At 40.1% G+C, this 26,903-nt stretch carries 30 protein-coding genes; 26 read left to right on the top strand and 4 right to left on the bottom strand.

Annotation, left to right across the window (positions count from 1 at the left end):
- The 16 genes from FHQ08_RS08550 (at position 1) to dltD (ending at position 16,159) form a co-directional block, all read left to right on the top strand.
- Complete coding sequence (locus FHQ08_RS08550; protein ID WP_230913991.1) at positions 1-969, top strand: DHH family phosphoesterase; 969 nt, start codon at positions 1-3, stop codon at positions 967-969.
- Complete coding sequence (locus tag FHQ08_RS08555; protein WP_230913992.1) at positions 969-2,303, top strand: DEAD/DEAH box helicase; 1,335 nt, start codon at positions 969-971, stop codon at positions 2,301-2,303. Before FHQ08_RS08550 ends, FHQ08_RS08555 begins: the two co-directional genes overlap by 1 nt.
- A 2-nt stretch (positions 2,304-2,305) precedes the next feature.
- Complete coding sequence (locus FHQ08_RS08560; protein WP_230913993.1) at positions 2,306-3,226, top strand: hypothetical protein; 921 nt, start codon at positions 2,306-2,308, stop codon at positions 3,224-3,226.
- A 256-nt stretch (positions 3,227-3,482) separates the two neighbouring features.
- On the top strand, positions 3,483-6,128 hold the full coding sequence (gene alaS, locus FHQ08_RS08565; protein WP_230913994.1) for an alanine--tRNA ligase: 2,646 nt from the start codon (positions 3,483-3,485) through the stop codon (positions 6,126-6,128).
- 93 nt (positions 6,129-6,221) lie between these two features.
- Entirely contained in the window at positions 6,222-6,479 is a 258-nt protein-coding gene (locus FHQ08_RS08570) for an IreB family regulatory phosphoprotein (RefSeq protein ID WP_230913995.1), read from the top strand.
- Complete coding sequence (ruvX, locus tag FHQ08_RS08575) at positions 6,476-6,913, top strand: Holliday junction resolvase RuvX (RefSeq protein WP_230913996.1); 438 nt, start codon at positions 6,476-6,478, stop codon at positions 6,911-6,913. Before FHQ08_RS08570 ends, ruvX begins: the two co-directional genes overlap by 4 nt.
- A gap of 43 nt (positions 6,914-6,956) precedes the next feature.
- On the top strand, positions 6,957-7,280 hold the full coding sequence (locus tag FHQ08_RS08580) for a DUF1292 domain-containing protein (protein WP_269073919.1): 324 nt from the start codon (positions 6,957-6,959) through the stop codon (positions 7,278-7,280).
- A gap of 107 nt (positions 7,281-7,387) precedes the next feature.
- On the top strand, positions 7,388-7,633 hold the full coding sequence (locus tag FHQ08_RS08585) for a cell division protein ZapA (RefSeq protein WP_230913997.1): 246 nt from the start codon (positions 7,388-7,390) through the stop codon (positions 7,631-7,633).
- A gap of 28 nt (positions 7,634-7,661) precedes the next feature.
- Complete coding sequence (locus FHQ08_RS08590) at positions 7,662-8,204, top strand: CvpA family protein (RefSeq protein WP_230913998.1); 543 nt, start codon at positions 7,662-7,664, stop codon at positions 8,202-8,204.
- Between the two features lie 277 nt (positions 8,205-8,481).
- Complete coding sequence (locus FHQ08_RS08595) at positions 8,482-10,842, top strand: endonuclease MutS2 (RefSeq protein ID WP_230913999.1); 2,361 nt, start codon at positions 8,482-8,484, stop codon at positions 10,840-10,842.
- 83 nt (positions 10,843-10,925) lie between these two features.
- Positions 10,926-11,237 carry a thioredoxin gene (gene trxA / locus FHQ08_RS08600; protein WP_230914000.1) on the top strand — a complete coding sequence of 104 codons (312 nt, stop codon included), beginning with the start codon at positions 10,926-10,928 and terminating at the stop codon, positions 11,235-11,237.
- A gap of 417 nt (positions 11,238-11,654) precedes the next feature.
- The gene (locus FHQ08_RS08605; protein WP_230914001.1) at positions 11,655-11,804 is read left to right on the top strand and encodes a teichoic acid D-Ala incorporation-associated protein DltX; all 150 of its coding nucleotides are present in this window, start codon (positions 11,655-11,657) and stop codon (positions 11,802-11,804) included.
- 17 nt (positions 11,805-11,821) lie between these two features.
- Positions 11,822-13,354: a D-alanine--poly(phosphoribitol) ligase subunit DltA gene (dltA, locus tag FHQ08_RS08610; protein WP_230914002.1), complete on the top strand. Its 1,533-nt coding sequence runs from the start codon at positions 11,822-11,824 to the stop codon at positions 13,352-13,354.
- Positions 13,351-14,574 carry a D-alanyl-lipoteichoic acid biosynthesis protein DltB gene (gene dltB, locus FHQ08_RS08615; RefSeq protein ID WP_230914003.1) on the top strand — a complete coding sequence of 408 codons (1,224 nt, stop codon included), beginning with the start codon at positions 13,351-13,353 and terminating at the stop codon, positions 14,572-14,574. Before dltA ends, dltB begins: the two co-directional genes overlap by 4 nt.
- Before the next feature lie 44 nt (positions 14,575-14,618).
- Positions 14,619-14,858 (top strand): D-alanine--poly(phosphoribitol) ligase subunit 2, encoded by a 240-nt coding sequence (dltC, locus tag FHQ08_RS08620; RefSeq protein WP_269073920.1) that lies wholly within the window; start codon positions 14,619-14,621, stop codon positions 14,856-14,858.
- Entirely contained in the window at positions 14,855-16,159 is a 1,305-nt protein-coding gene (gene dltD / locus FHQ08_RS08625) for a D-alanyl-lipoteichoic acid biosynthesis protein DltD (RefSeq protein ID WP_230914004.1), read from the top strand. Before dltC ends, dltD begins: the two co-directional genes overlap by 4 nt.
- 157 nt (positions 16,160-16,316) lie before the next feature.
- Here the strand turns inward: dltD and FHQ08_RS08630 are convergent, their stop codons facing one another.
- Positions 16,317-16,802, bottom strand: coding sequence for a DUF2507 domain-containing protein (locus tag FHQ08_RS08630; RefSeq protein ID WP_230914005.1), 486 nt, complete (start codon positions 16,800-16,802; stop codon positions 16,317-16,319).
- A gap of 146 nt (positions 16,803-16,948) precedes the next feature.
- On the opposite strand from FHQ08_RS08630, the gene racE reads away from it, so the two are divergent.
- From racE to FHQ08_RS08645, 3 genes are read left to right on the top strand one after another with little or no spacing between them, the layout of a single operon-like run.
- A complete protein-coding gene (gene racE, locus FHQ08_RS08635; protein ID WP_269073921.1) occupies positions 16,949-17,785 on the top strand; it encodes a glutamate racemase in 837 nt (278 codons plus the stop codon).
- A 1-nt stretch (position 17,786) separates the two neighbouring features.
- Positions 17,787-18,404 carry an XTP/dITP diphosphatase gene (locus FHQ08_RS08640; RefSeq protein ID WP_230914006.1) on the top strand — a complete coding sequence of 206 codons (618 nt, stop codon included), beginning with the start codon at positions 17,787-17,789 and terminating at the stop codon, positions 18,402-18,404.
- 28 nt (positions 18,405-18,432) lie between these two features.
- Entirely contained in the window at positions 18,433-18,951 is a 519-nt protein-coding gene (locus FHQ08_RS08645; RefSeq protein WP_230914007.1) for a YfcE family phosphodiesterase, read from the top strand.
- Here the strand turns inward: FHQ08_RS08645 and FHQ08_RS08650 are convergent, their stop codons facing one another.
- On the bottom strand, positions 18,952-19,683 hold the full coding sequence (locus FHQ08_RS08650; RefSeq protein WP_230914008.1) for an MIP/aquaporin family protein: 732 nt from the start codon (positions 19,681-19,683) through the stop codon (positions 18,952-18,954). It abuts the gene before it with no gap.
- Positions 19,684-19,893: 210 nt separating this feature from the next.
- On the opposite strand from FHQ08_RS08650, the gene cbpB reads away from it, so the two are divergent.
- The 4 genes from cbpB to FHQ08_RS08670 are packed head-to-tail and all read left to right on the top strand — an operon-like array spanning position 19,894 to position 22,690.
- On the top strand, positions 19,894-20,364 hold the full coding sequence (gene cbpB, locus FHQ08_RS08655; protein ID WP_230914009.1) for a cyclic-di-AMP-binding protein CbpB: 471 nt from the start codon (positions 19,894-19,896) through the stop codon (positions 20,362-20,364).
- Between the two features lie 24 nt (positions 20,365-20,388).
- The gene (gene dapD, locus FHQ08_RS08660) at positions 20,389-21,096 is read left to right on the top strand and encodes a 2,3,4,5-tetrahydropyridine-2,6-dicarboxylate N-acetyltransferase (protein ID WP_230914010.1); all 708 of its coding nucleotides are present in this window, start codon (positions 20,389-20,391) and stop codon (positions 21,094-21,096) included.
- Positions 21,097-21,114: 18 nt separating this feature from the next.
- A complete protein-coding gene (locus FHQ08_RS08665; RefSeq protein WP_407929198.1) occupies positions 21,115-22,263 on the top strand; it encodes an N-acetyldiaminopimelate deacetylase in 1,149 nt (382 codons plus the stop codon).
- A gap of 1 nt (position 22,264) precedes the next feature.
- Complete coding sequence (locus FHQ08_RS08670; RefSeq protein WP_230914012.1) at positions 22,265-22,690, top strand: bis(5'-nucleosyl)-tetraphosphatase; 426 nt, start codon at positions 22,265-22,267, stop codon at positions 22,688-22,690.
- An 84-nt stretch (positions 22,691-22,774) separates the two neighbouring features.
- Here the strand turns inward: FHQ08_RS08670 and FHQ08_RS08675 are convergent, their stop codons facing one another.
- Both FHQ08_RS08675 and FHQ08_RS08680 read right to left on the bottom strand, forming a co-directional pair.
- On the bottom strand, positions 22,775-23,671 hold the full coding sequence (locus FHQ08_RS08675; protein ID WP_230914013.1) for a DUF368 domain-containing protein: 897 nt from the start codon (positions 23,669-23,671) through the stop codon (positions 22,775-22,777).
- 16 nt (positions 23,672-23,687) lie between these two features.
- Positions 23,688-24,611 carry a mechanosensitive ion channel family protein gene (locus tag FHQ08_RS08680; protein WP_230914014.1) on the bottom strand — a complete coding sequence of 308 codons (924 nt, stop codon included), beginning with the start codon at positions 24,609-24,611 and terminating at the stop codon, positions 23,688-23,690.
- 148 nt (positions 24,612-24,759) lie between these two features.
- Here FHQ08_RS08680 and FHQ08_RS08685 point away from each other — a divergent pair, with 148 nt between their 5' ends.
- From FHQ08_RS08685 to FHQ08_RS08695, 3 genes are all read left to right on the top strand, one after another.
- Entirely contained in the window at positions 24,760-25,182 is a 423-nt protein-coding gene (locus FHQ08_RS08685; RefSeq protein ID WP_230914015.1) for a DUF948 domain-containing protein, read from the top strand.
- A 19-nt stretch (positions 25,183-25,201) separates the two neighbouring features.
- Complete coding sequence (locus FHQ08_RS08690; RefSeq protein ID WP_230914016.1) at positions 25,202-25,750, top strand: YtxH domain-containing protein; 549 nt, start codon at positions 25,202-25,204, stop codon at positions 25,748-25,750.
- Between the two features lie 338 nt (positions 25,751-26,088).
- A complete protein-coding gene (locus FHQ08_RS08695) occupies positions 26,089-26,484 on the top strand; it encodes a hypothetical protein (protein WP_230914017.1) in 396 nt (131 codons plus the stop codon).
- Positions 26,485-26,903 lie beyond the last annotated feature (419 nt).

A 26,903-nucleotide genomic window follows, 5' to 3' on the forward strand; every position in this document is an offset into this window, starting at 1 on the left:
ATGTCAATATTTACGGATATTATTAATCAAATCAAAGCTTTTGAAACGATCATTATTCATCGTCATGAGAATCCTGATCCAGATGCCATTGGCTCGCAAACGGGCTTAGCTTCCATATTAAGAGCAGCTTTTCCCGAAAAAAAGATTTATCAAGTTGGCAGCGAGAATGAAGGCTTAAGTTGGATCGATACGATGCAGACCATTGATGATTCTATGTATCAACAGGCGTTAGTTATTGTTTGTGATACAGCAAATACGCCAAGAATTAGTGACAAACGTTATGATCAAGGTCAGTCTTTGATCAAGATCGATCATCATCCCGATGACGACCATTACGGAGACTTGGTCTATGTTGATGCAGATGCTTCTAGCACTTCTGAGATTATCGTTGAACTGGTACATCAATCTGAGGGATTACTGAAGTTAAATGATGCGGCTGCTCGTAAGTTATATGCCGGTATCGTCGGCGATACTGGACGCTTCTTATATCCATCAACTTCTCCGGAGACATTTAAAATTGCCGCCGAGTTAGTTAGTTATAACTTTGAACACAATAAAGTCAGTCAACATATGAATGAGGTGACTTTACAACAAGCCCGTTTGCAGTCGTATGTTTATGATCATTTACAGTTGAATACACAAGGTGCGGCGTATGCCGTAATTAGCTTAGAGACAATGGCTAAAATGGGTGTCAGCAATGATCAAGCACATGCCGTTGTTTCCACGCCAGGACATCTACGTGAAGCCAAAGCTTGGTTTATCGCAGTGGAACAGCCTGATCATGGCTATCGCATCCATTTACGTTCAAAAGGACCAGTAATTAATGAATTAGCGAAGAAACACCGTGGCGGTGGGCACCCGTTAGCAAGTGGGGCTAAAGCAAGCGACACCCAAGAAATCGAACAAATTTATTCTGAATTAGAACAATTAGTCAGCACCGAACAAATAGAAAATGAGGGACATAACTAATGGCGGCAACCTTTAAACAATTTAATTTTTCGCCTCAGATGATTCAAGCTTTAGACAAAATCGGCTTTACAACACCGACTTCTGTCCAAGAAAAGTTATTACCAGCAGTGCTATCTGGCCGTGATGTTGTTGGACAATCACAAACTGGCAGCGGTAAAACACATACATTTTTAATTCCAATTTTAGAAAAAATTGATGTTAACAGCCAAAAAGTACAAGCAGTGGTCACTGCGCCAAGTCGAGAGTTGGCAACACAATTGTATCAAGCGTTTGAACAATTAGTTGCTACCTATGGCTCTGATATCATGGTGCATAATTATGTTGGCGGGACGGATAAAGCCCGGCAAATTGAGAAACTGCAACATCATCAACCACAAATTGTGATTGGGACACCAGGCCGGATTTTAGATTTGATCACGGCTAACGCTTTGCAAGTTCAAACCGCGAAAACCTTTGTTGTGGATGAAGCTGATATGACTTTAGACCTTGGGTTTTTACCAGATGTGGATAAGATTGCTGGTAAAATGCCTAAGGAACTACAAATATTAGTTTTCTCTGCAACAATCCCCCCCAAGTTGCAACCTTTTTTGCGTAAATACTTACACAATCCATTGTTTGAACAAATCCAGCCAAAAACATTGATTCCTGAAACCATTCATAATTATTTGTATTTTACCCAAGGCCGCGATAAAAATGCGTTATTATATCGTTTGTTAACCATGGGTGAACCCTACTTGGTCTTGATTTTTGCAAATACCAAAGAAAAAGTAGACGAAATTTATGACTTTTTGAAGCATAATGGTTTAAATGTGGCCAAAGTGCATGGCGGCATTCAAGCCCGCGAACGTAAGCGGGTGATGAAAGCCGTGGTTAATTTGCAATATCAATACGTGGTGGCTACTGATCTAGCTGCCCGGGGAATTGATATTCCTGGCGTTTCTCATGTGGTAAATTATGAGTTGCCATCTGACTTAGAGTTTTTCATTCACCGCGTGGGTCGAACAGGGCGTAATGGCATGTCTGGCGTTGCCTATACTTTATATGGTCCCGATGAAACACGTGGTGTGGATGCCTTAGAAAAAATGGGCATCTCATTCGAATCTGTCCGTTTAAAAGATGGTGTGTTAGTGCCAGCAAAAGATCGACACCAACGGGAGAATCGGCATGCTAAAGGTAATGAATTAGAGCCTTCATTAAAAGGGTATGTCAAAAAAGCCAAACGTAAACGCAAACCGGGTTATAAACGCAAAATCAAAGCAGCTATTCAAGAAGACGCGCGTCAAAAGCGGAAAATTGAGCAACGACGCCTAAAACGTAAGAAAAGGAAGGGTTAATGATGGCAATTGAGCCAGCGGCATTAATGATCGAACATTGGCACAAATTGACTGCAAAACAGCAGCAGTATCAATTTGAACAATTACTACGTTATTTTGTGAGTCCACTGTTGCCAATTGCTAAGATCGAATCTGAAGCACATGAGTTTCATGGATATCATTTTCAAACATGGCACGCTTTTATTTCTGGCATTGATTTTGTGCTGATTCCTGGGGTCAAACAGATTCAAGTTGGTCTGGATCAAGCCCAATTGACGCAAGTACGTGCAAAATTTAAACGGCAGTTGTCTGAAATAACATTACAACCATTAAGTGCTCAAACCGTTCAAGTGCCGCCGATGCTGGTCGCCCAAGAACCAATTTTGTTCGATCTAGAGCCAAGGGGCGTTTATGTGATTGCTGATGCGCAATATTATGGTGATCCTTTTTACCAGAAACGCCGGGCTCAAGATATTACGCAGGTACAGCGGGTAATTCATGAACGGACAAGTTTGAATCCCTTCACGAACCAACTGCCCTCAGACTTAGAGACGGCAGTGGGACGTGTTGAATTGGCAACATCTCAAGATTATTATCGTTTCAGTTTGACCCGTAATATGGCAGACTTTTCAACGTTACAGCAAACGTTGACTCGTCAAGGGATGACTTTATTGGACCGGGCAGCTTATGCTTATTTGCGCAGTTACCACAATCAAGTCCTTGTACCTGAATTAGGATCAGCTAATTATTTTGGCCTTGTATTTCCTGAAAAACAGCAAGGTGAAATATTACAAGATGAAACGGTGGTTGGTGGACTGACACGATCACCTGAACTACAAACATTAGCAGCATCTTGGAACTTTGAATATACACCAGCACTAGCTAAGCTGGACAAGCAACAATTATATTATCGGCCTGTGATCAACATTGAATTCAATAATTGACTTTACAGAAAACACTGCTTATAATTAAAAAGGCAAACGGGACATGTCGTTAAGTAGGCTCACTACAGAAACAAATCGATGCTGAGAAGATTTGGTCAGCCGCTTTAGCGATGCTACCCATAGAATAGATAACAAGTAAAATAAGATAATTAAGTGGCTAACGAAACATCGTTGCAATCAAGGTGGTACCGCGTGTAGGCGTCCTTGAATCGCAAGATGTTTTTTTATTTCTTAATTTCACGTTGGAGGTATTTGTATGAAAAAATTATCAAGTGCTGAAGTTCGACGAATGTTTTTGGACTTCTTTAAAAGTAAGGGGCATGATGTTGAACCTAGTGCCTCTTTGATTCCTGAAGATGATCCAACTTTGTTATGGATCAACTCGGGTGTGGCAACATTAAAAAAATATTTTGATGGGTCTGTCATTCCTAAAAATCCGCGGATCACAAATGCTCAAAAAAGTATTCGGACAAATGATATTGAAAATGTTGGTAAAACAGCACGCCATCACACCTTCTTTGAAATGCTGGGTAATTTCTCTGTTGGGGATTACTTTAAAGATAAGGCAATTCCATGGGCTTGGGAGTTGTTAACTAGCCCAGAGTGGTTTGATTTTGATGAAGACCGCCTTTATGTGACTGTCTATCCTAAAGATACAGAAGCTTATCGTATTTGGCATGAAGTGGTGGGGCTGCCAGAAGACCATATCATTAAAATTGAAGATAACTTTTGGGATATTGGTGAAGGTCCTAGTGGTCCCGATTCCGAGATCTTTTATGACCGCGGTGAAGCCTTCAACAACTTAGCACCCGACGATCCGGAGAACTATCCTGGTGGTGAAAATGAACGCTACCTTGAAATTTGGAATATTGTCTTCTCTGAGTTCAATCATTTACCCGATGGCCGTTATGTCGAACAACCACATAAAAACATTGATACGGGTATGGGTCTAGAGCGAATGGTATCGGTTATTCAAAATGCGCCGACCAACTTCGAAACCGACCTATTTTTACCTTTGATTCATCAAACAGAAACATTGAGTGATCATAAGCAATATGATCAAAACAAAGCCGACGATACTTCCTTCAAAATCATTGCCGACCATGCACGTGCCGTTACCTTTGCGATCGGTGACGGCGCCTTACCTTCCAATGAAGGGCGGGGTTATGTTTTACGGCGTCTGATTCGACGGGCGGCTTTAAATGGTCAAAAATTGGGCATTAATCGTGCTTTTTTATATGAACTTGTGCCAACTGTCGGTAAAATCATGGACAGTTACTATCCCGATGTTTTGGCCCAAAAAGATTTTATTGCTAAAGTTATTAAATCTGAGGAAGAACGTTTCCAAGAAACCTTAAAAGATGGCTTAGATTTACTAAATAATTTAATTGCTAGTCTCAAAGCAAGCGGTGAAAAACAGCTGAGTGGTGCGGATGCCTTTAAATTATTTGATACTTATGGTTTTCCGCTTGATTTAACGGTGGAGTATGCCAAAGATGAAGGCTTAGCCGTAGATGTTGCTGAATTTGATCGGCAAATGGAAGCCCAAAAACAGCGGGCACGTAATGCGCGTTCTGATGAACAGTCCATGGGATCGCAGAATAAACTGTTAATGGATATCAAAGATCCAAGTGAATTTACGGGTTATGTGGAACTGATCGATAATCAAAGCGTATTGAAAGAAATCATTATTGATGACGCGTTACAAGATGAAGCACCGATTGGTAAAGCAGAAATGATTTTTGATGAAACACCATTTTATGCTGAAATGGGTGGTCAAGTTGCAGACATTGGGGTCATTAAAAATAGTCAGGGTGAAACAGTTGCCAAAGTGACGGACGTACAGCATGCACCAAATGGACAGCCGCTGCACTTTGTGGATGTGTTACAACCAATGGCTAAGGGCAGTGTTTATAGCTTACAAGTCGATGCACAATTTCGGCGACGGGTGCGCCGCAACCATACGGCAACTCATTTATTAGACCAAGCGTTACGCGATGTTTTAGGCGCACATACACACCAAGCAGGATCATTAGTTGAGCCGGATTATTTGCGGTTTGACTTCACCAACTTTGGGCAAGTCACACCAGAACAATTACAGCAAATTGAAAAAATCGTTAACGAAAAAATTTGGGCTGAGATACCAGTTGAATCAGTCGAAACAACGATGGATGAAGCTAAAAAAATGGGTGCTGTGGCTTTATTTACTGAAAAATATGGGGATATCGTACGAGTCGTTAATATTGGCAATTGGTCGATTGAACTATGTGGTGGCACTCATGTAGCCAACACTGCTGAAATTGGCCTGTTCAAGATTAAAACGGAATCAGCTGTTGGCGCAGGTGTTCGGCGTATTGAAGCGGTCACTGCTGGAGATGCTTTTGCTTATTTAAATCAGCAACACGATTTGTTGGCTCAAACAGCGCAACAATTAAAAGTGGCTAAGACAACGGATGTTTTGTCTAAAGTAGATCAATTACAGACAGAATTGCGGCAATTAACCAAGAGCAATGAAAGTCTTAAAGCAAAATTTGCGCAACAGCAAATGGGCCATATTTTTGATGATGTGCAAAAAGCTGGTAATTACACTATTATTACGGGTCAGGTACAAGTGGATGGTATGAATGCTTTGCGGCAGTTAGCCGATCAATGGAAACAAAAACAAGCTTCTAATGTTTTAGTTTTGACGACAGCTAATGAAGGCAAGGTTAGTTTGATCGTTGCGGTCGACCCTGAAACGGTCAAAGCTGGCATCAAAGCTGGAGATATGGTCAAAGCAATTGCACCAGCTGTTGGCGGCGGTGGCGGTGGCCGACCAGATATGGCTCAAGCCGGCGGTAAAAAGCCTGAAGGGATGCAAGCAGCCTTGAAAACAGCTGTTGAATGGTTAACTAATAAATAGGCTTGAATTGGGTTACAAATGAGATTTAATTGTGATTTATAGCCAAATCAGTTACAATTAGCAGTAATGAGCAAGAACGTGGGGGTAGTTAACATGAGTTCGTTAGACAAAACCATGCATTTTAATTTTGGCGAAAATGATTCCAAAAATGTCAAAGAAACTTTAGAGTCCGTGTATCAATCACTTGAGGAAAAAGGCTATAATCCAATTAATCAAATTGTGGGGTATCTCTTGTCTGGGGATCCAGCTTATATTCCACGGCATAATGATGCGCGGAATTTAATTCGCAAACATGAGCGTGATGAGATTATTGAAGAACTCGTACGCAATTACCTTGAGAAAAATAAATGAGTCGCTTAATGGGTTTAGATGTTGGTTCACGCACAGTGGGTGTGGCCGTTTCTGATTTACTGGGCTGGACGGCACAGGGCGTTGAGATCATTAAAATCAATGAAGATCAGGCAGAATTTGGCCTAGATCGTTTAGCGGCGCTAGTGGATCAATATGAAATTGCTGGTTTTGTTTTGGGATTACCCAAAAATATGAATAACACCCTAGGACCAAGAGCAGAGAAGTCTCAGGCATACGGTCAAATGTTGGTGGATCGTTTCGGCTTACCAATAGATTTTATTGATGAGCGATTAACGACCGTTCAAGCAGAACGGATGCTTGTAGAAGAAGCAGATACGTCACGGAAAAAAAGAAAACAAGTGATCGATAAACTGGCCGCAGTGATGATCTTGCAAAATTATTTGGATGCTAAAGGTAAATTAACGACATTATAATTTTTTGATTGACGCAAATACGCCACCAAAATGGAGGACAACAATGTCTGAAAAAGATGAAAATAAGAATTATGCTGCTGATATGACAGACCAACAGATCACCCTCGTTGATGATCAAGGTAATGAAGAACTTTACCAAGTGCTTTTTACCTTTGATTCAGAGGACTATGACAAGTCTTATATTTTGTTATATCCAGCAAGCGCCAGTGAAGATGAAGAAGTAGAAATCCAAGCTTTTTCATTTAAACCAGATGCTAATGGCGATGCAAGTCAGGGTGATTTATACCCTATTGAAGATGATGCCGAGTGGCAGATGGTTGAAGAAGTGTTAAATACGTTTTTAGCCGATGATGGCACGGATTATTAACTTTACAAATAATTCATTTAAGTAAGGTTTCTAAAGTAGATTTGTTTTTTTTCATGATTTAATTTAAAATAGTTTCATTAATTTGTTGGAGTCAAAGGAGAATCCTCATGGCCGAGGAAAAAAGGCGTTATAAGGCAGTGATCAATGGTAAGACATATGTGATCATTGGACCTGGAAGTGAAGCACATATGGCAGCGGTGACTGAAATGCTAAATCAGCAGTTGCAAGATATTCAAAAATTATCATCTAATATTTCTACTGAGGATGCGGCAATTTTATTAGCATTTAATGCCATCTCCGATCAAATTAAGTATAAAGAAGAAATAGATGATGATTCAGAAAATCATGAATAAATGAATCTTTAGTTGGTGAAGGAAAAGTATGTTAAGCTTATTAATTGTTTTGGTTATCGCTTACGGGATGTATATTGGTGCCCGCCGCGGGTTGCTTTTGCAAGCTGTTTATACTTTTAGCTATCTCATATTTGTTGGGATCGCTTATTTGGTATATCGTAACTTAGGCAAAGGCTTAACTTTATTAGTACCCTATCCTTCAGCAACTTCTAACAGTCATTTTGCATTTTTTGATGCTAGCTTAGGACTCAAGCTTGATACTGCTTTTTATGCCGGCTTTGGCTTTTGTCTCATTATCTTTATTGGCTGGTTGATCATGAAATTCGCTGGCATTTTTTTACAATCTTTAACCTTTTATCCAATTGACTATACGACTAGTATTTTAGGTGCAATGGTTTTAGCTTTCTTTACAAATTATATCGGCGTATTTTTATTGCTTTACTTATTAGCATTAATTCCAATTGATGGGTTACAGCATGCTCTGGGGACTTCTTGGGCAGCTGTTTCGATTGTACGTTACTCACCCCTGTTAACGAACTTAGCCACGCACTGGTGGATCGTTGCGGTTTGATTTGTACAGATAAAAGCTTAATATGGCTTTAAGATATGAGCGCGTGAGCCAAATGACGTTCAATAACCGAGCACTAACAAGAATCACGATAAATGGGTGGACCTTTCCATTGGAGTGTGTCGTCGTTAAATGAGGATATATCTTTTGAAACTCGTTTAAACAATAAATAGTCGTAATTAACAGGTGGCTGAAAACAAAACGTTGGTTTTGTCTCGGCCATTTTTGCTGCATATGTATCAATTTAGCTTGACCTTGGCAGATAAAGAGGAAGTGTAAGATGAACTCCAAAGTACTAGATACCTTAGAATTTAAAACGATTACCGAAAAATTACAACAATATGCTGTGACAGAAATTGCACAAAAACAGATACAACAACTGCAACCAAGTAATGATGTGCGTCTTGTCGCTGCAAACTTGGAAGAAACTGATGATGGTGCTACAATTTATCGTTTGCAAGGTGGCATTCCAGTGGCAACATTACAGGATATTGAACCACAGTTAAAACGTTTGCGGATCGGCGCGATGTTAAATGGTGCTGAATTGGCAGAAATCAGCCGTTTATTGCGAACAACAGCAGCCATTCACCGTTTCTTTTCAGATTTACAGGCACAAGAGGTTACATTGACGCATGTCTATGATATTGCGGCTGAGTTGACCCTATTGCCAGAGCTTTCACAACGGTTGCGACGTTCTGTGGATGAGACCGGGCATATTCAAGATGAAGCTTCTTCAGCTTTGAAGGGGATTCGAAGTGGTATCAAACAATTATCAGATCAAATTCGCAGTAAAATGGATAGTTATACACGTGGCAGTCAAAGCAAGTACTTGAGTGAACCAGTTGTTACTATTCGCGACGATCGTTATGTGATTCCCGTGCGTTCGGAATATCGAGGTCAATTTGGCGGTGTGATCCACGACCAGAGTGCTAGTGGGCAAACAGTTTATATAGAACCTCAAAGCGTGATGGAGCTGAATAATCGGCTGCGTCAACTACAGATGCAAGAAGCCCAAGAAGTCCAACGTATTTTAGCAGAATTGTCTGAAGCACTCGTGCCTTACCTGCGTGAGTTAGGTGAGAATTCGACCATTTTGGGGCACTTAGATTTAATCAATGCCAAAGCCCGCTTTGCCCACGATATGCATGCTACCCGTCCCTGGATCAGTGAAAATAATGAAGTCAATCTAAAACACGCGCGCCACCCATTGATCGATCCTCAGAAGGTGGTACCGAATGATATTTATATTGGTAAGGATTTTCAATGTATTGTCGTAACCGGTCCTAATACGGGGGGAAAAACGATTACGTTGAAAACACTGGGACTGTTGCAGTTAATGGCGCAATCAGGGTTATTTATTCCAGCCGGTGAAGAGAGCGAAGTTGGCGTTTTTTCAGATATTTTCGCTGATATTGGTGATGAGCAGTCGATTGAACAAAATCTAAGTACGTTTTCATCTCATATGGAAAATATCATTGATATTTTGAATCAAGTAGATGATCACGGTTTAGTCTTACTAGATGAATTAGGCGCCGGTACTGATCCACAAGAAGGGGCTTCTTTAGCAATTGCAATTTTAGATCATTTGGGACAAATTGGGAGTTATGTCGTGGCGTCGACCCACTATCCTGAACTAAAGGTTTATGGTTATGAGCGGCCACAGACAATCAATGCCAGTATGGAATTTGATGTCGCCACGTTAAAGCCTACTTATCGATTAATGATCGGCATGCCAGGCCGCAGTAATGCTTTTGATATTTCGGCACGCTTAGGTATGCCAACAAGTATTGTTTCAAGTGCCAAACAGCTACTCAATAGCGAGAGCCAAGACCTAAACAATATGATTTCTGATTTGGAAAATCAACGCAAGGCTGCAGAGACCGAATATTTAGACCTACGTCATCAATTAAAAGAAGCTCGAACACTTCACGACGAATTGGAAAAAGCCTATGAAGATTTCTTTACTGAACGCCAAAATCAGGAGAATCTTGCAAAAGAAAAAGCAAATCAAATTGTTGAAAAGGCACAAAAACAGGCTGATAAAATCATTGCTGATTTGCGGCAAATGCAACTTAATGGACAACAACCCGTTAAAGAAAATCAATTGATCGAAGCAAGCACACAGTTAAAAAATCTAAAACAGGAACCAACTTTGGCAAAGAATAAGGTCTTACGGCGTGAGAAAAAACGCCAAGCCCTAAAACCTGGTGATGAAGTCAAGGTTTTGTCTTATGGGACTCAAGGAACATTGCTGGAAAAAGTTGGGAATCATCAGTGGCAGGTTCAACTGGGCATTTTAAAAATGACGATTGATGCCAACGATTTGGAAAAAGTCAAAGCACCAAAACAACAAGCACCGCAACGACAATTTGCAACTGTTGCCAGTTCAGGCAGTCATGTCTCAACGCAATTAGATTTGCGCGGTGAGCGTTATGAAGCAGCAATGAGCCGCTTAGATCAATATATTGATTCGGCCTTATTAGCTGGGTATCAACAGGTTACAATTGTTCACGGCAAAGGTACCGGTGCGATCCGGCAGGGCGTTCAAGAATATTTGAAGAAAAACCGGCGCGTCAAAAAATTTGCTTATGCACCGGCGTCTGCTGGTGGTAATGGGGCAACGATTGCCACGTTACAATAAATACTCATTTTTTGTAAGCAAAAAGATTGCATTAACGTTACTATCTGTTAAAATATTAAAGAGAAAGATGGAGGTGTTGTTTAATGGTTCAAGAAATAACAGATAAGAATTTCGAATCAGAGACTAAAGATGGTGTTGTTCTAACCGATTTTTGGGCAACTTGGTGTGGTCCTTGTCGGATGCAATCGCCTGTTGTTGAGAAGTTAGCTGAAGAAAATGACGATGTTAAGTTCACCAAAATGGATGTCGATGCAAATCCAGAAACACCTCAACAATTTGGCATCATGGCAATCCCAACTTTGATCATTAAAAAAGATGGTCAGGTTGTTGAAAAATTAGTTGGCTATCAATCAAAAGAGCAATTGGAAGCCACATTAAGTAAATATACCGCTTAATAAGTTTGAGCTAGTGGCTGGGACAAGACTAACGTTTTGTTTTCGGCCACTATTTGTTTGCAAATAATTAAATTTTAAACGGGTGCCAAAAGTCAACACCTTTTGTCTCATTCTCTTGTGATGAGGGGTAAGCCTTAATAAATCTACCATTAGTTTGGTAGTCTGTTGGGGCTTTTTTTGTTTTCAGAAAAATAGCGGATAAAAATTTATTTTTTTCATATATGAGCGCCCTTGTGCGTAATTTATGTTACCATAGTTGAGATAAAGCTTATGTTTAAGATTAATTCTTGTTCAATATGTGAACTTACAGTTTTGTTAGTTCAGCGTAAGCCTTAAGTATTGGTGAATTCAATTGAAATGATTATAATTTATATATGTCGATTGAATATCTAGGTATATACAAAAGGGGGGATTGATATGAGTGAGAAGTGGCATGCATTTTGGCAGAATAGTACCGCCAAGTTTTGGCTGCGTTCTGCACTCTATTTTGTGATCCTGTTGATATTGATTTATCTGTATAGTTACAGTGGCATAAACAATAGTGGATTCATTTATAATGAATTTTAATATGGGAGGATAATTCCTTGAAAGTTACGAATATTATTGAAGCTGTTGATCATAACGCTTTGACTGATCCGACTAAGATCAGCTATGTTGACGGTGAACAAACCTATACTTATGGTCAGCTCAAAGCGGCTTCAGATCGAGTTGCCGCATTTTTGCAACAACAAACGCTACCTGCAAAGGCACCAGTTGTCGTTTACGGTGGTCAAACCTTTGCAGTAATTGCAACTTTTTTAGGTGCAGTTAAAGCAGGCCATGCGTATATTCCAGTGGATACACATTCTCCTAAAGAACGTCTGATTCAAATCAATGAAGTTGCTAAACCAGGCGCTATTATTGAATTAGCGCCGTTACCGATTGATTTAGAAACACCAATTTTTAGCCAAAAAACGATGACGCAAGTCATGACTGATTCTGCTAGTTCAACGACTTATGACGCGACGCAAAGTGTTCAAGGTGATGACAATTTTTATATTATCTTTACTTCCGGGACTACTGGTGTCCCTAAGGGTGTTCAAATCAGTCATCAAAATCTGTTAAGTTATGTGAATTGGAATTTAAGTGATTTTGACCTTTATAAGGGTATTCGCACCCTTTCACAAGCGCCCTATTCTTTTGATCTATCTGTGATGGACCTGTATCCAACACTCGCTTTAGCAGGTACCTTAGTTGCATTACCCAAAGAGATCACGGATAATTTTAAAGATTTATTTGCAACTCTGCCTAAATTGAAAGTAAATGAATGGGTTTCAACGCCATCTTTTGTAGAAATCTGCTTACTGGAACCTACTTTTGATCAAGTACATTATCCTGATTTAGATCACTTTTTATTCTGTGGTGAAGAATTAACTCAAAAAACGGCCCATGAACTCTTGCAACGCTTCCCCCAAGCAGAGATTTATAATACTTATGGACCAACAGAAGCCACTGTTGCGGTGACTGGCGTCAAGATCACACCTGAAATTACAGCTAAATATGATCGTTTGCCAATTGGTAAAGCAAAATCAGATACTTTAATTTACGCTATTGATGAGCAAGGTCAGAAAGTGCCAACTGACACCAACGGTGAATTGATTATTTCTGGCCCTAGTGTTTCTAAGGGATATTTGAATAATCCCGAAAAAACCGCCAAGGCCTTTTTCAAATTAGATGGCCAGCAGGCATATCGTTCAGGCGATTTAGGCTTTATTGATACAGACGGTATGATTTTTTATCGCGGTCGCACAGATTTTCAGATTAAAATGCATGGTTATCGGATCGAATTGGAAGATGTGGATCAAAACTTAATGCAAGTACAATATGTCAAACAAGCGAGCACGGTACCGCGCTATAATAATCTGCATAAAGTCACGCAAATCGTTGCGTATGTGGTGCCAAAACCAAATCAATTTGAGTCTGAAGCTGATTTGATTAAAGCTATTAAGGCTGAATTAAGCCAAAATGTTATGGAATACATGGTGCCTCAACGGATTATTTTTAAAGACAGCTTACCATTGACAGCGAATGGGAAGGTTGACCGCAAAACCCTGATTGCTGAGGTCAATCCTTCATGATCAATTTACAACCTTATGAAAATCCCATGTACTTTGGCTACTTACTCATTGGTTTAATACCGGTTATCATTGGGATGCTATTTGAAAAAAGATTTCGTTGGTATGAAACTATCTTTTCGCTGTTCTTTCTCATATTGATATTTGATGGGCCCAAAGTTGCGCAAGGTATTGCTTTGATCGGGTATACGATCTTTGAATTATGTGTGGCTTTTGCGTATTTTCATTATCGGACTAATGACCATTCTAAGAATAAGACTTGGGTTTTCTATTTGGCGGTAATCTTAGCCATTGTGCCATTAGTCATCGTCAAATTTACGCCGCTATTTGATCCACAGCATCCTTCGATCTTTGGGTTTTTGGGTATTAGTTATTTAACATTTAAAGTTGTCGGTATCGTCATGGAGACTCGGGACGGATCGATCAAGTCACTGAGTATCATGAAATTCTTACAATTTCTGTTATTCTTTCCAACGATTTCCTCTGGACCAATTGACCGCTATCGGCGCTTCATCAAAGATTATGATCGCGTGCCTACGCGAGCACAGTATTTAACCCTATTGGACAAGGGTGTCCACAACATCATGTTGGGTTTCTTATACAAATTTGTTTTAGGCTATTTATTTGGGACGATGCTGTTACCAAATTTCGAACACTTGGCGATGCTGAGCCGAAATAATTTCTTAGGTATTTCTTGGCCACTCGTTGGGGTTATGTATGCTTATAGTTTGTATTTATTCTTTGATTTTGCAGGTTACTCATTATTTGCAGTGGGTGTCAGTTATATTATGGGTATCGAGACGCCGATCAACTTTAATAAGCCGTTCTTGTCATGGAATATTAAAGAGTTCTGGAACAGATGGCATATGACTTTGTCTTTCTGGTTCCGAGACTACATCTATATGCGCTTTGTTTTCTTTATGATGAAACATAAGATTCTGAAAAGTCGGATCGCGATGGCCAATTTAGGCTATTTAGTATTGTTCTTAGTCATGGGTATCTGGCACGGGGAAACTTGGTACTATATTGTTTATGGTTTATTCCATGCCACAGTGATGATTTTGACGGATGCTTGGCTGCGACTTAAAAAGCGACATAAGAATTGGTTCCCATCTAATAAATTTACCCATGTGATGGCGGTCATTATGACGGCTAATATGGTTTGTTTTAGTTTTCTGATATTCTCAGGCTTTTTAGATCGTCTGTGGTTTATCGGGCGCTAATCAAAGTTTGAATTTAAAAAACAACATTTTGAGGAGAGATTAAGATGGATAATGTTCGTGAGACAGTATTAAATATTTTGACTGATTTAACAGGTTCTGATGAAGTGAAAACAAACCCAGATATGGATTTATTTGAGAGCGGTTTGTTGGATTCAATGGGGACAGTGCAATTATTATTGGAATTACAATCTCAATTAGGGGTAGATGCGCCTGTTTCCGAATTTGACCGGACCGAATGGGCAACACCAAATAAAATTGTTGCTAAAGTGGAAAGTATGCAATGAAAATGGGTAAGAAGCTTTGGCAAATTTTTGGCCCACTAGTGGTTGCTGCAGTTGCCATCGTTATTTTATTTTTACTCCCAAGTAATTATCATCAGGCTTCTAAAACAACGATTGACAAGGCAGCTAGTTCACTCTCCGCAAATGTTTTGAAAGGGGACGGCCTAAAGGACCAAGCTTTTAAATCAGGTAAATTTGTGCCGTTTATTGGTTCTTCAGAGTTATCCCGAATGGATCCGTTTCATCCATCGGTTTTGGCAGAAAAATATCATCGTGGCTATCAACCATTTTTATTAGGTGCACCTGGGACTCAGTCATTGACGCATTATTTCTCATTACAAGCAATGGCTGGTGTTCAGCATAAAAAAGCTGTAGTGATTATTTCACCTCAGTGGTTCGTTCCTCGGGGTACGCGACCAAATATGTTTGGTTTCTATTATTCGCCGTTGCAAGCGGTCAATTTTTTAGAGACTGCTAAAGATACAACAATGGATCGTTATGCAGCACGTCGTTTATTGCAAATGCCATCTGGTAAGTCTGATGGTATTGTCCATGCCTCTTTATTGCAAGTTGCAGCTGGGTTGCCCCTGACCAGTTTTCAAAAATTTTATTTAAAGGATATCAAGGGTAATGCCTTAAATACACAAGATGATTTGTTTAGTCGCTGGTTCATTCGTGACCGGCGGCAGCAAATTCAAAACGGCTTAGAGCGGCTGCCTTCCGATTATAGTTTTTCAGAATTGGATGATTTAGCTGGTGAGTTAGGCAAAGGTGAGACCACCTCCAATGACTTCCAAATCAAAAATTCTTTTTATAATCATCAACTTAAAAATTTACAAGGTAAACTGAAAGATTCACAAACGCATTTTAATTATGAGTTTGGGCCGGAGTATTCTGATTTTCAATTATTGTTAAGTCAATTTGCCAAGGATAAGATGGATGTTCTATTCGTTATCCCACCAGTCAATCAACGGTGGGCGGACTATACTGGTCTTCCAGAGCAGACTCTACAAGCTTTCGATCGCAAGATTACTTATCAGTTAAGGTCTCAAGGCTTTAATCATATCAAGGACATGACTGATGATGGCAGTGAAGATTATTTTATGCAAGATACGATTCATCTAGGCTGGCGTGGTTGGTTAGAGATGGATAAAAGCGTTCAGCCGTTTTTGACGACACTTAAAGCAAAAAATGTTTCTTATCAAATCAACAATCATTTTTATACCAAGCGTTGGCAAGAAACACATGCCAATGATGTGCCTGATCTACGCGGTACAAGCGATCAAAATGATGATCAAGAATAATTTAGTATACATCTAGAATTAAATTATTGGTAAAATAATAGAGGCTGGAAACAAAACGTTAGTTTTGTACCGGCCTCTATGTTTTTTGCCAATAAACATTGCCTTAAAAGAATCGCAAGTCATTGCAATCAAAATTAAGTGTGCTAGAATTTTAGTTTCAATCAACCATTTTTTCGGACTGATCTTGAGTTGTATCAAAATCGGCGGGATCTTTAGGGTCACTTTGAATCGTAATGTGAACCAGACTGTGTTTATGATCGACTTCACAAATACCTTCAACAATGACACCCAATTCTTGCTGCAACTGTTGGGCTAAAAAGCCGGTTTCTAAGTGGAAATCAGCGGCATCATTCATGGCCAAGCGTTCAATAACAGGATCGCCTTGGAGATCAAAATAATATTGGTTTTGTTTTTGCTTCGTTAGGGTCAGGGCACCAAAGCCAAACATGACAAAATAGTTTTGAATGGTCTCAATATCAGGTAGGGCAACTTCGCGTGCCAGTTGTTTGCCAGCCCAATAGCTAATTTCTTTGGTATTAGTTGTTAACAAGTCGGGGATGAGTAGATCTCTAAGTAAGCTGATACCAGCAAAGCTGCTGCCAGTAGAAATATTTTCAAATTTGGATCGCAATGCATCGGACATGAACGTTCCTCCTGATTTGGTTATAAGTGTATTATACTTTTGCCTGGCTTGATATGCTAGGTTCTAAGCGATAAACTTGAATTTTTTCTGCAAAAAGCCCATCATTATTGATGGCTTATCATAATATAGATGCTAAGGAGTTCATTATGAATAAACAACCCATTGGATTCTTAGATTCAGGCGTCGGTGGCCTGACCGTCGTTAAAGAAGCGATGCGCCAGTTACCTCATGAAAAAATTATTTTCATTGGTGACCAAGCACGAATTCCTTACGGACCCAGACCACAACAACAAGTCATTGAATTTACGAAAGAATTAACACAATTTTTATTAAAAAAACAAATCAAAATGCTAGTCATTGCTTGTAATACAGCAACGGCTGAGGCACTCAGTACGATCAAACCCCAGTTAGATATCCCCGTGGTTGGTGTGATTTTACCAGGTAGCCGAGCAGCTATCAAAGCGACGAAAGACCAACACATCGGTATCATTGGTACGGAAGGTACGGTCAAGTCAGGGGCTTATGCACGGGTGATCCAATCCAAGAATAAACATATTCAAGTGTTCAGTATCGCAGCACCTAAGTTCGTGCCGCTTGTAGAAAGCAATGAGTATCGTTCTGTTTTGGCTAAGAAGGTTGTTGCTGAAACGTTAGAACCGTTTAAACAGCATCCTGTGGACACATTGGTGATGGGTTGTACCCATTACCCACTACTGCGACCATTGATCCAAAATGTGATGGGGCCAAGGGTAAAGCTAATTGATCCAGGCGCAGAGACAGCTAGTGAAGTTTCCACGTTGCTGGATTACTTTGATATTGCCAACGATGATCAAGAATATCAACCAGTACATGAGTTTTATACTACCGGTTCTACGAAAATGTTCGCCGAAATTGCGGGTGATTGGTTAAATATGCCTGATATTAAACCACAACATGTTGCTTTGCAGGCGATCAAACTAAACCAAGTTGGAGTTGAATCATAAAATGTCTAAATTGCCAAAAGTCGTTGTCATTGCAACCAAAAATATGGGAAAAGCTCGAGAGTTTGCGGCTTTGTTCGCTGAAGACGGGATCGAAACAAAGTCATTGTTAGACTTTGAACGGGTACCAGAGATTAACGAAAATGGGACAACATTTGAAGCAAATGCGCGTATTAAGGCCGACACAGTTAGCGCGTTTTTGGATCTACCGGTTTTAGCCGACGATTCAGGGCTGAGCGTTGACTATTTGTACGGTCAGCCTGGTGTGCATTCAGCGCGTTATGCCGGTGATCATAATGATGCGGCTAACAATGCAAGATTGCTGGCGGAAATGGCTGGGGTGCCCCCTGAGAAACGGACAGCCGCTTTTCACTCAGTTTTGGTATTTGCTAAACCTGACCAACCAGCTCAAGATTTAGTTGTATCTGGTACGATTGCTGGCCGTATTGCCAGTTTCCCTCGGGGAGAAAATGGGTTCGGTTATGATGTGTTATTTGAATTACCAGATTTAAAAAAGACAATGGCTGAAATTTCAGCTAGTGAAAAAAATAAAATTAGTCATCGTGCCAAAGCGATGGCAAAGCTTGAGCAGCAATGGCGCCAATGGTGGCTTGCAAATTAGTGGGTAAAATTGATCAGGAGAGATTAAGATGGAATATTTAGTAGTCAGTGATAATCATGGTGATCAAGATATTTTACAAAAGTTATTGGCTGTTTATGGCACTCGAGTCGACGCCTTTATTCATTGTGGTGATTCCGAATTAGATTTCACAGATGCGTTGGTATCAAAAATGACGATCGTGCGGGGAAATATGGATTTTGGTGACCGCTTTCCATTAACAATGATTTTAAAAAATAATGTCGATAAAATATTTGTTGCTCATGGGCATCGTTTGAGCGTTAATTTTGGTCTGGACCAGCTCTATTTGGCGGCTCTAAAGGTACAAGCAAATATAGCTTTTTATGGGCACACGCATCAATTGGGCTGCACTATGTCTAATGGTGTATTTATCTTAAATCCCGGCTCCATTAGTCAACCCCGAGGGGAATATGCAGCCCTTGGCGGTACTTTTGCTCTGGTTCATTCTGACGAAAAAAAAATAGTTGCCGACTATTATGATCGACAACTAAAACAGGTTAAAACTTTGCATTTTGAATTTAAAAAATAATTAATGTAAGAATAATAGCTTATATAATGCAATAGCTAGGATTCCGGCAAAAATTGGGGCAGCTACGGGTACCCAAGCGTAATCCCATTGAGAAGAACCTTTGTGTTTCAAAGGTAGCAGGCTGTGTAAAATTCGCGGTCCCAAATCTCGAGCTGGATTTAGTGCCGGTCCAGTTGGGCCGCCTAGTGAAGCGACTAAAGTCATGACCAAGAAGCCTAATGCCAAATGAGCGGTTCCTAAGTTATCTTTGAAAAATGGGGCCTTGGTAATACCTAAAGCTGAGAAAAAGAGAACGAATGAACCGACAAATTCGGAAATGAAGCCGTTAAGTTTGCTTGTTGTGGCATCGATAGTCGCAAATGTCCCCAAAATGTGCTCTGGGTCCTCAGTAATATCATAGTGCGGTTTATAAGTTGCAACAACGACTGCTTGTCCAGCAATAGCACCAAGCATCTGCACCAAGATATAAGGTAGAGCTTCTGCCCATGGGAAAAGGCCGCTAGCAGCTAAACCGATCGTAAAGGCTGGGTTAATATGATTTCCTGAAATACTACCAAATAGTAAGGCGGGAATCATCACGCCGCAGCCGTAACCGATGGCAATAATCATCCAACCCGAACTATTACCTTTAGTCCCCTTTAAGTCAACATTTGCGACCGATCCGTTACCAAGCATGACCATGAAGGCCGTTCCAATAAATTCCGCAGCTAGGCGCGTGCCCAGAGTGAACATATATTTTCCTCCTTAAATGAAATGAACCTTAGAATCTTACCAAAAAAAATGGCATTAGTAAATAGTACTAATAGGTGAATAATTTTTACATGTTTATGATATTTTCTAGTGCCATAGGTGAGGTTTCTTTTTTTATTCACACAAAATTACTAAATTTACTTATTTTTATTGCTATACTTTTAATAAATATCGTTAGCTAAGGAGTTTTTTATGATATCAAAACAAATTAGTACGTTTTTAATGCAAAACAAACGGCACTTTCTGATTCCCGCGAGTCAAGTCGCTACAGTACAGGTAGATAATTCATTGACCCATGCCTTTATGGTTTTGAGCAAACTTGGCTATAGCCGTATTCCTGTTGTGCGTGACGATGCTAAATTTGCTGGTGAGTTATCTATGCCAATGATAACTGAACAAATGCTGAAATTAGATGAGATTGATACCAGTTGTTTGGATCAAATGACTGTTGCCGATGTAATGGATGAAACTGTTAATACGGTTAACAATCCGTATGATTTGGAAGAAATTATGCACTTATTAGTAGATGACAACTTTTTGCCAGTGGTTTCAGAGGCTCAAGATTTTGTCGGCATTATTACCAGACGCGAAATGATGAAAAGTTTAAATTTTTTAGCGCATAACTTTGATAAAAGTCAACTTTTATTAGATAATGAGAAATAATTAATTTTATAAGGAGTTGGATTTATGGCACAGAACGCACAAGAAATTATTGATTATATTGGCAACGCGAAAAAGAAAACACCAGTTAAAGTATACATAAAGGGCAATCTAACAGATCTGTCAGTACCAGATACCATTGAAGCTTATCTAGAAACTAAAACCGGTGTCTTGTTTGGAGATTGGTCTGTTGTGCAAGCTTTCTTAAAAGAGCATACTCAAGCAGTTACGCAGTATCGCATTGAAAATGATGCGCGTAACTCGGCCGTACCAATGGCAGACTTGAAACAATATAATGCGCGGATCGAACCTGGAGCAATCATTCGGGATCAAGTAACTATTGGTGCTAATGCGGTCATTATGATGGGTGCCATTATTAATATTGGTGCTGAAATTGGTGAAGATACAATGATCGATATGGGGGCTGTTTTAGGTGGCCGCGCAACTGTTGGCAAGCATGCCCATATTGGCGCTGGCGCAGTGTTGGCTGGTGTGATCGAACCACCTTCGGCTCAACCCGTAATTATTGAAGATGATGTGTTAGTCGGCGCCAATGCCGTGGTTATCGAAGGGGTTCATGTGGGTAAAGGTGCGGTAGTTGCTGCTGGCGCAATCGTAACCGAAGATGTTCCTGCTAATACGGTCGTAGCCGGCGTACCCGCAAAAGTGATCAAGCAAATCGATGCTAAGACGCGTAGCAAAACGGAACTACAAGATGCTTTACGTCATATTTGATCATACTTTTAGGAGGCTATCAAGTTGTTAACAGAAGCACAGTTGATCACAATTCGACGACAATTGCATCAAATTCCAGAAATTGGTTTAGAAGAACATGAGACCCATGCGTTTTTACTGCAACAGATCCAGCAGTTACCACAAGATTTTTTAACGATCAAAACTTATGACACAGCTATTTTAGTGCATGTTCAAGGTAAAATTGGGCAACGAACGATCGGTTATCGCACAGATATCGACGGGCTGCCAGTAACAGAAGCAACTGGTTTACCTTATGCCTCTAAGCACCCTGGCAAGATGCATGCTTGTGGTCATGATATTCATATGACTGTGGCACTGGGATTACTGTCTAGTTTTGCCGCGCAGCAGCCGGAAAATAACTTTGTGTTCATCTTTCAGCCAGCTGAAGAGAATGCCAGCGGTGGCAAAAGGCTATACGAGAGTGGTGCCTTAAATGAATGGCTGCCAGATGAAATTTATGGTCTTCATGATAATCCACAGTTACCCACGGGAGCAATTGGCTGTCGTATGGGCACCTTATTTGCCGGGACTTGTGAGATTCATATCACTTTAACGGGAAAATCCGGACATGCGGCTTATCCACATTTGGCTAATGATATGGTTGTTGTTGGGGCCGAACTCGTGACTCAGCTGCAGACGATCGTTAGCCGTAACGTGGACCCAATTGAAGGAGCAGTAGTGACTTTAGGTCACTTCAATGCGGGGACGACCATGAATGTTATTGCTGGTACGGCGCAGATCGATGGCACGATTCGCGCCTTGACCCAAAAAATGAATCGTCATGTCCAAGAACGGGTGCGCCAAATTGTACATGGTCTTGAGGTTATGTATCAATGCCAAGCCGATTTAAAGTTGGAACAAGGGGGCTATTTACCGGTTGAAAATAATCCTGAATTGACAGCCAATTTTATCGACTTCATGAAGCAAGCACCAGATGTGACTTTTATTGAGACCCAGCCAGCTATGACGGGAGAGGATTTTGGCTTTTTATTGTCTAAAATTCCTGGAACGATGTTTTGGTTAGGTGTTGATAGTCCTTATGCCTTGCATTCAGATCATATGGCACCCCATGAAGCAGCAATTCAAATCGGCTTAAATGCGATCGAACCATTTTTGCGTTATCGCGATGGGCAGGTTACTCAATAAAATGAAACAGGAAGTCGCAACGGGTGCTGTGATTTATTCCGAGGATCGTCAAGGCACACGGCAGTATTTATTAGTTAAAAGTAAAGATCGTAATTTTTGGGGCTTTGCCAAGGGGCACGTTGAAGCTGGTGAAAGCTATGAAGCGGCCGCCATTCGTGAAATCAAAGAAGAGACAGGGCTTGATGTGCAAGTCAATACAGATTTCGCTGAGAAAATCACATATCCTCTAGCTAACGGCGCTGAGAAAGTCTCAATTTTTTATATTAGTCACGTAGCGCAGTTACCAAAGACACATAAACAATTGTCAGAAATTAGTGACATTCAGTGGTTATCTTATGAACTAGCCTATCAGACTTTAACTTATGATAATTTAAAAGCTGTATTGGCAAAAGCTGAAGCTTATTTGAATCAAACAAATCATAATTAGGACATGAAAATGTGCGTTAAAAAAAATCGATTGATGCTTGTCATAATAAGACTGCATCAGTCGATTTTTTGATTCTATTTAAAATCATGAGTTATTGTCAGGTTTATCTAGAAAAATAGTTGCAAGAACACCGATGATGATCATAATACCGATCCATAAATAGGTACTCAAGGTTAATTTTACGGGTAAGGCTGGTTGAATGCCACTTTGCCACAAAGTGGCACTAGCGGCAATGACGACACCTAAAACACCATAGTAGACTTGGCCTTCAAAATGCGCTAGTAAGTAATGCATTAATTTAGCGACAAGCACTGTCCCAATTAGTGCGCCGATCATGAAAGGTAAGATCAAAGCAACTGATTTCAGATCTTGTTGAGCTGCTAGGAAATCCCCATTCAAAGTATGTTTTAAAACATCAGTACTTTTACCCACTGCATGGTAAATCGTGCCATATTGGCCAATGACCATCAGCATAATCGAACCAGAAATACCGGGAATCAACATAAGCGCGACGGCAAAACCACCAGCAAAGATCATTTGGCCAAAGTCCTGGATGCTGCTTAAAACTGGGATTTGGATATAGCTTTCGCTATGACCACTACCCAGCAAAGTCAAGCCCATGATCAGAATAAATCCCAGCAGGGGCAATGATAAAAGCCACCAGCGAAAGATGACGAGCCGCATTTTTTTCCAAATAAATGGCAGAATACCTAAAACCAAACCCAAGAAAAAGGCATAGGCTGGAATCGGAAAGCGCTGAGAAAGCCAAAGGACGACTTTTGTAGATACGATGACGCCAATAACAGCACCAATACCGATGGGGGTTAAAAATTTAAGCTGTTGTTTGGGTGCTTTACGAAAATTATTGATAGCTTTGATCAAGGGCTCGTATAAGCCAACGATCACGGCAAAAATACTACCAGATAAACCTGGAATCACTAACGCAATCCCAATCAAAAAACCTTTAATGATATTAATCAATTAGTTGTCTCCTTAATTAAGCTTTGGGGGCAAGAAAATTTAAATCTAGAGGCGTTTGAGGTAGATCAATTTGATTAGCCTTAAAGGCAGCGAGATAAGCCGCTAAAAATTCACGCTGAACTGTTAGTTCATCACCATTTATGGTATACATTTGTACCTGGTAGGCAAGTTCACCGTGGCCCAGGTCATTAACGCCTAGTAAGTCTGGGCCTTGACGAATGGTATCAAAGCGAGGTACGAGTTTTTGATTCACTTGTTCGATGATTTTTTTCAACTGGGAAATATCCGTTTGTGGGTAAATTCGAATATTAAGTAAAACTTGACGGTTGCCGCGGGATTTATTGCTAACGATCGTTATATTACGATTAGGGATAAAATTAAGTGTCCCATCGAAACTTTTGACCTGTGTGGTGCGCAGACCAATGGCATGGATCGTACCGGTGATCGTGCCAATTTTGACCACATCACCCACATCAAACTGCTGTTCTACCAGGATAAAAAGGCCGGTAACTAAATCATTGACGAAGCCTTGAGCACCTAGGCCGATTGCTAAACTTAAAATACCAGCACCAGCGATCAGTGTGCCTACGGGAACGCCTAAAGTTGATAAGATGGCATAAACATAGAAGAAAATTAACAAATAGGTGTAGAGGTTATTGATCAGTGAACGAATCGTGCCGACACGATTGACTGAGAATTTTTCATTTTTGGCATAACGGTCAAAAACATGCTTAATGATGCGTTTGCCCACTTTGTTTAGAATAAAAAATAACACGGTTAAAGCAATGATCGTCAAGGTGGCGACAATGACTTTAGAAACAATTTGGTCCCAATCAATACCCGCCCATAATCGTTGAAAAACATTGGTATTTTTTTTAATTGTCTGCAGTGAATTTTCTGTGATTGAGTTTTGAGCCGCTAAAATAAGTTTGATCGACATAGTTTCTTTCTCCATTAATTAGTTTCTAATAGTTAGTGTATCATGAACAACTAACGGTACAAAATAATTACTTGAAGCTGTTAATTGAAGCCGCTGACAAATAATGATATGCTAAAACTAACAATTGGAATTGCGGAGGTAAGAAATCGTGAGTGGTAGTGAAATTGCAGCATTGATCGCAGCTATTGCGTTTTTGATTCTAGTCGTTTTTATCGTGATGTTATTGTTGCGGTTGACAAAAGTCGTGGCTGAATTGAAAGATAGTGTTAAATTGGTCAATCAGACAGTAACGATTGTTAATGATAAGTCGGAAGTTTTGATGACCCAAGTCGAAAGCTTATTAGATAAGAGCAATACACTTTTAGATGACGTGAACGGTAAGGTCAAAGAGCTCGACCCCGTATTTGTTGCAGCCGGGGATCTAGGGACGAGTATTTCTGATTTAAATGCTTCTTCCAGAAATCTTGCAACTAAAGTGACTCATGCCACCGCAACGACCGGTAAAGTCGGTTTGTTTGCTAAGAGTGTTGGCGCCGTCAATCGCATGCGATTACGTCGTAAACAAAAATAAAAATTGGAGGTAGACGTTTATGAGTGAAAAAAAAGGGCATTTTTTTGCAGGCTTATTAATTGGTAGTGCTGCTGCTTTTGGGGCGACGCTGTTTTTAGCGCCTAAGACTGGGGCCGAAACTCAGGCTAAACTAAAACAATTACTTGGCCATACAAAGTCTAAGAGCAAAGATTTTTATGGCTATGCCAGTGATGCGGCTGAAGATCTGAAAGATAATTCCAGCGAAAAAGTCAGCCAATTATTGTCAAAGACCAATCATAAAATTTCGGATTTGGACCTAAAAGATAAGAAGGCTAATGCTAAAGCAACTTTTGATTCTGCAACCGCTAGTTTGCGGGACCAATTTGGCAAAGCTAAAGCACAGATGGGTCATGATAAAAGCGATAAAGCAAATTACGATGATATTGTGATCGATGCGACCAATTCAGCGGCTGATACGATTGATACAGCTAATGAAGCAGCTCAATCAGCTTTTGAAGAAGCTAAAGGTGCCGCTGAACAAACAGCAAGTGCTGCAAAGCAACAAGTTGAAACTGTTAAAGACAAGGCAACCAGTACAGATCAATAATTTTTGGGCTGGCATTAAATCGTCAAATTAAGAAACGCCTAAGTTAGATCAGCGGCGTAAATTACAACAAAAAAGTTAGACAGTTAATAGAATTTTAAGTGATGGTTTGATTTCGATATTTGATCGGGGTCAAACCTTTTTGTTTCCTGTCGTTAGAACTAGTGGTGTACCATAAGACATGAAGTAGAAAACTATCTGTTAAGTTGATGTTGGTACGCGATCAAATTATCTATTTAATTGAATTTGCAAAATTTAAGTTGACGCTGCGATCGGGCAGGAAAATCTCAGAAGTACTTGGCTCAAATTTGGACGCCTCTTTTGGTTAAGGAGGACTAGTTATGAAATTTAGAAAATTAACCGATGAACGCTTAATTCAAAAACGTCTGTCTAATACGCGCATCCTTTTTAATTTACAAACTGCCCTCATCATTTTTACAATTATTATTGAGACGATTAATAAGGGGGTTTCATCACTCCCTAACAATCCATTAGTATTCATATTTACAGTAACTACTGTTGCGATGGCCTTTCAGGAAATGTTTATCTCTCGGGATGTTTATAAAAACACCCCCATATATCAACTTGGACTTGGACTTCTAATTAATTTGGCAATTATTGGCTTGATTTTATTTACGTTTAACGGTCTTTCTGCGTTAGCATATGTATTAATTCTAGTGCTGACATCCATTGTTACTTTTGCAATTGCAGTTGGTATTTTTAAGGCCCGTAAATAATTTTTAGGAAAGGCGGTAAGCAGCCATGAAATTCGTGTGTGATAACTGTGGTCGCAAAATCGAGGTTTGGGAAAAAGCTTTTTTCTTTTTTGAACTACCTGAGAGGTCTTTTACAGAGATACAAGCATTTCTGCATCGGAACGCAAAGTGTTATTGCCAGCAATGCATTAATATTATCAATAGAAATAATTAGTTTATAATGTTAATGCTGATTTTGGGCAATACGTGCATTTGGATTTCAAAAATCTATTTTTTCATAAAAAAGAGACTTGCTAATAACGATAACAAGTCTCTTTTTTAGTGCGCCCGGCATGGGCGCTAACTTGGTGGTGAAAGTCCACTATAGACCGTAGTAGTCGGAACTATTAGTTGAGGACAAGGGTGTCCACCGTGAGGTGGAATCTGAAGGAAGTCTAAAG

The organism is Agrilactobacillus fermenti (assembly GCF_021030645.1).
GTDB lineage: Bacteria > Bacillota > Bacilli > Lactobacillales > Lactobacillaceae > Agrilactobacillus > Agrilactobacillus fermenti.

Excerpts from the sequence above, each read along its gene's own strand:
- FHQ08_RS08580 (WP_269073919.1), top strand. The coding sequence starts at position 6,957 with ATGTCTGAAAAAGATGAAAATAAGAATTATGCTGCTGATATGACAGAC.
- FHQ08_RS08630 (WP_230914005.1), bottom strand. The coding sequence starts at position 16,802 with ATGTCCGATGCATTGCGATCCAAATTTGAAAATATTTCTACTGGCAGC.
- FHQ08_RS08690 (WP_230914016.1), top strand. The coding sequence starts at position 25,202 with ATGAGTGAAAAAAAAGGGCATTTTTTTGCAGGCTTATTAATTGGTAGT.
- FHQ08_RS08695 (WP_230914017.1), top strand. The coding sequence starts at position 26,089 with ATGAAATTTAGAAAATTAACCGATGAACGCTTAATTCAAAAACGTCTG.
- racE (WP_269073921.1), top strand. The coding sequence starts at position 16,949 with ATGAATAAACAACCCATTGGATTCTTAGATTCAGGCGTCGGTGGCCTG.
- FHQ08_RS08590 (WP_230913998.1), top strand. The coding sequence starts at position 7,662 with ATGTTAAGCTTATTAATTGTTTTGGTTATCGCTTACGGGATGTATATT.
- dapD (WP_230914010.1), top strand. The coding sequence starts at position 20,389 with ATGGCACAGAACGCACAAGAAATTATTGATTATATTGGCAACGCGAAA.
- FHQ08_RS08585 (WP_230913997.1), top strand. The coding sequence starts at position 7,388 with ATGGCCGAGGAAAAAAGGCGTTATAAGGCAGTGATCAATGGTAAGACA.
- FHQ08_RS08560 (WP_230913993.1), top strand. The coding sequence starts at position 2,306 with ATGGCAATTGAGCCAGCGGCATTAATGATCGAACATTGGCACAAATTG.
- dltC (WP_269073920.1), top strand. The coding sequence starts at position 14,619 with ATGGATAATGTTCGTGAGACAGTATTAAATATTTTGACTGATTTAACA.
- FHQ08_RS08680 (WP_230914014.1), bottom strand. The coding sequence starts at position 24,611 with ATGTCGATCAAACTTATTTTAGCGGCTCAAAACTCAATCACAGAAAAT.
- dltB (WP_230914003.1), top strand. The coding sequence starts at position 13,351 with ATGATCAATTTACAACCTTATGAAAATCCCATGTACTTTGGCTACTTA.
- FHQ08_RS08605 (WP_230914001.1), top strand. The coding sequence starts at position 11,655 with ATGAGTGAGAAGTGGCATGCATTTTGGCAGAATAGTACCGCCAAGTTT.
- FHQ08_RS08595 (WP_230913999.1), top strand. The coding sequence starts at position 8,482 with ATGAACTCCAAAGTACTAGATACCTTAGAATTTAAAACGATTACCGAA.
- dltD (WP_230914004.1), top strand. The coding sequence starts at position 14,855 with ATGAAAATGGGTAAGAAGCTTTGGCAAATTTTTGGCCCACTAGTGGTT.
- FHQ08_RS08640 (WP_230914006.1), top strand. The coding sequence starts at position 17,787 with ATGTCTAAATTGCCAAAAGTCGTTGTCATTGCAACCAAAAATATGGGA.
- FHQ08_RS08670 (WP_230914012.1), top strand. The coding sequence starts at position 22,265 with ATGAAACAGGAAGTCGCAACGGGTGCTGTGATTTATTCCGAGGATCGT.
- FHQ08_RS08550 (WP_230913991.1), top strand. The coding sequence starts at position 1 with ATGTCAATATTTACGGATATTATTAATCAAATCAAAGCTTTTGAAACG.
- cbpB (WP_230914009.1), top strand. The coding sequence starts at position 19,894 with ATGATATCAAAACAAATTAGTACGTTTTTAATGCAAAACAAACGGCAC.
- ruvX (WP_230913996.1), top strand. The coding sequence starts at position 6,476 with ATGAGTCGCTTAATGGGTTTAGATGTTGGTTCACGCACAGTGGGTGTG.
- FHQ08_RS08645 (WP_230914007.1), top strand. The coding sequence starts at position 18,433 with ATGGAATATTTAGTAGTCAGTGATAATCATGGTGATCAAGATATTTTA.
- trxA (WP_230914000.1), top strand. The coding sequence starts at position 10,926 with ATGGTTCAAGAAATAACAGATAAGAATTTCGAATCAGAGACTAAAGAT.
- FHQ08_RS08555 (WP_230913992.1), top strand. The coding sequence starts at position 969 with ATGGCGGCAACCTTTAAACAATTTAATTTTTCGCCTCAGATGATTCAA.
- alaS (WP_230913994.1), top strand. The coding sequence starts at position 3,483 with ATGAAAAAATTATCAAGTGCTGAAGTTCGACGAATGTTTTTGGACTTC.
- FHQ08_RS08570 (WP_230913995.1), top strand. The coding sequence starts at position 6,222 with ATGAGTTCGTTAGACAAAACCATGCATTTTAATTTTGGCGAAAATGAT.
- FHQ08_RS08650 (WP_230914008.1), bottom strand. The coding sequence starts at position 19,683 with ATGTTCACTCTGGGCACGCGCCTAGCTGCGGAATTTATTGGAACGGCC.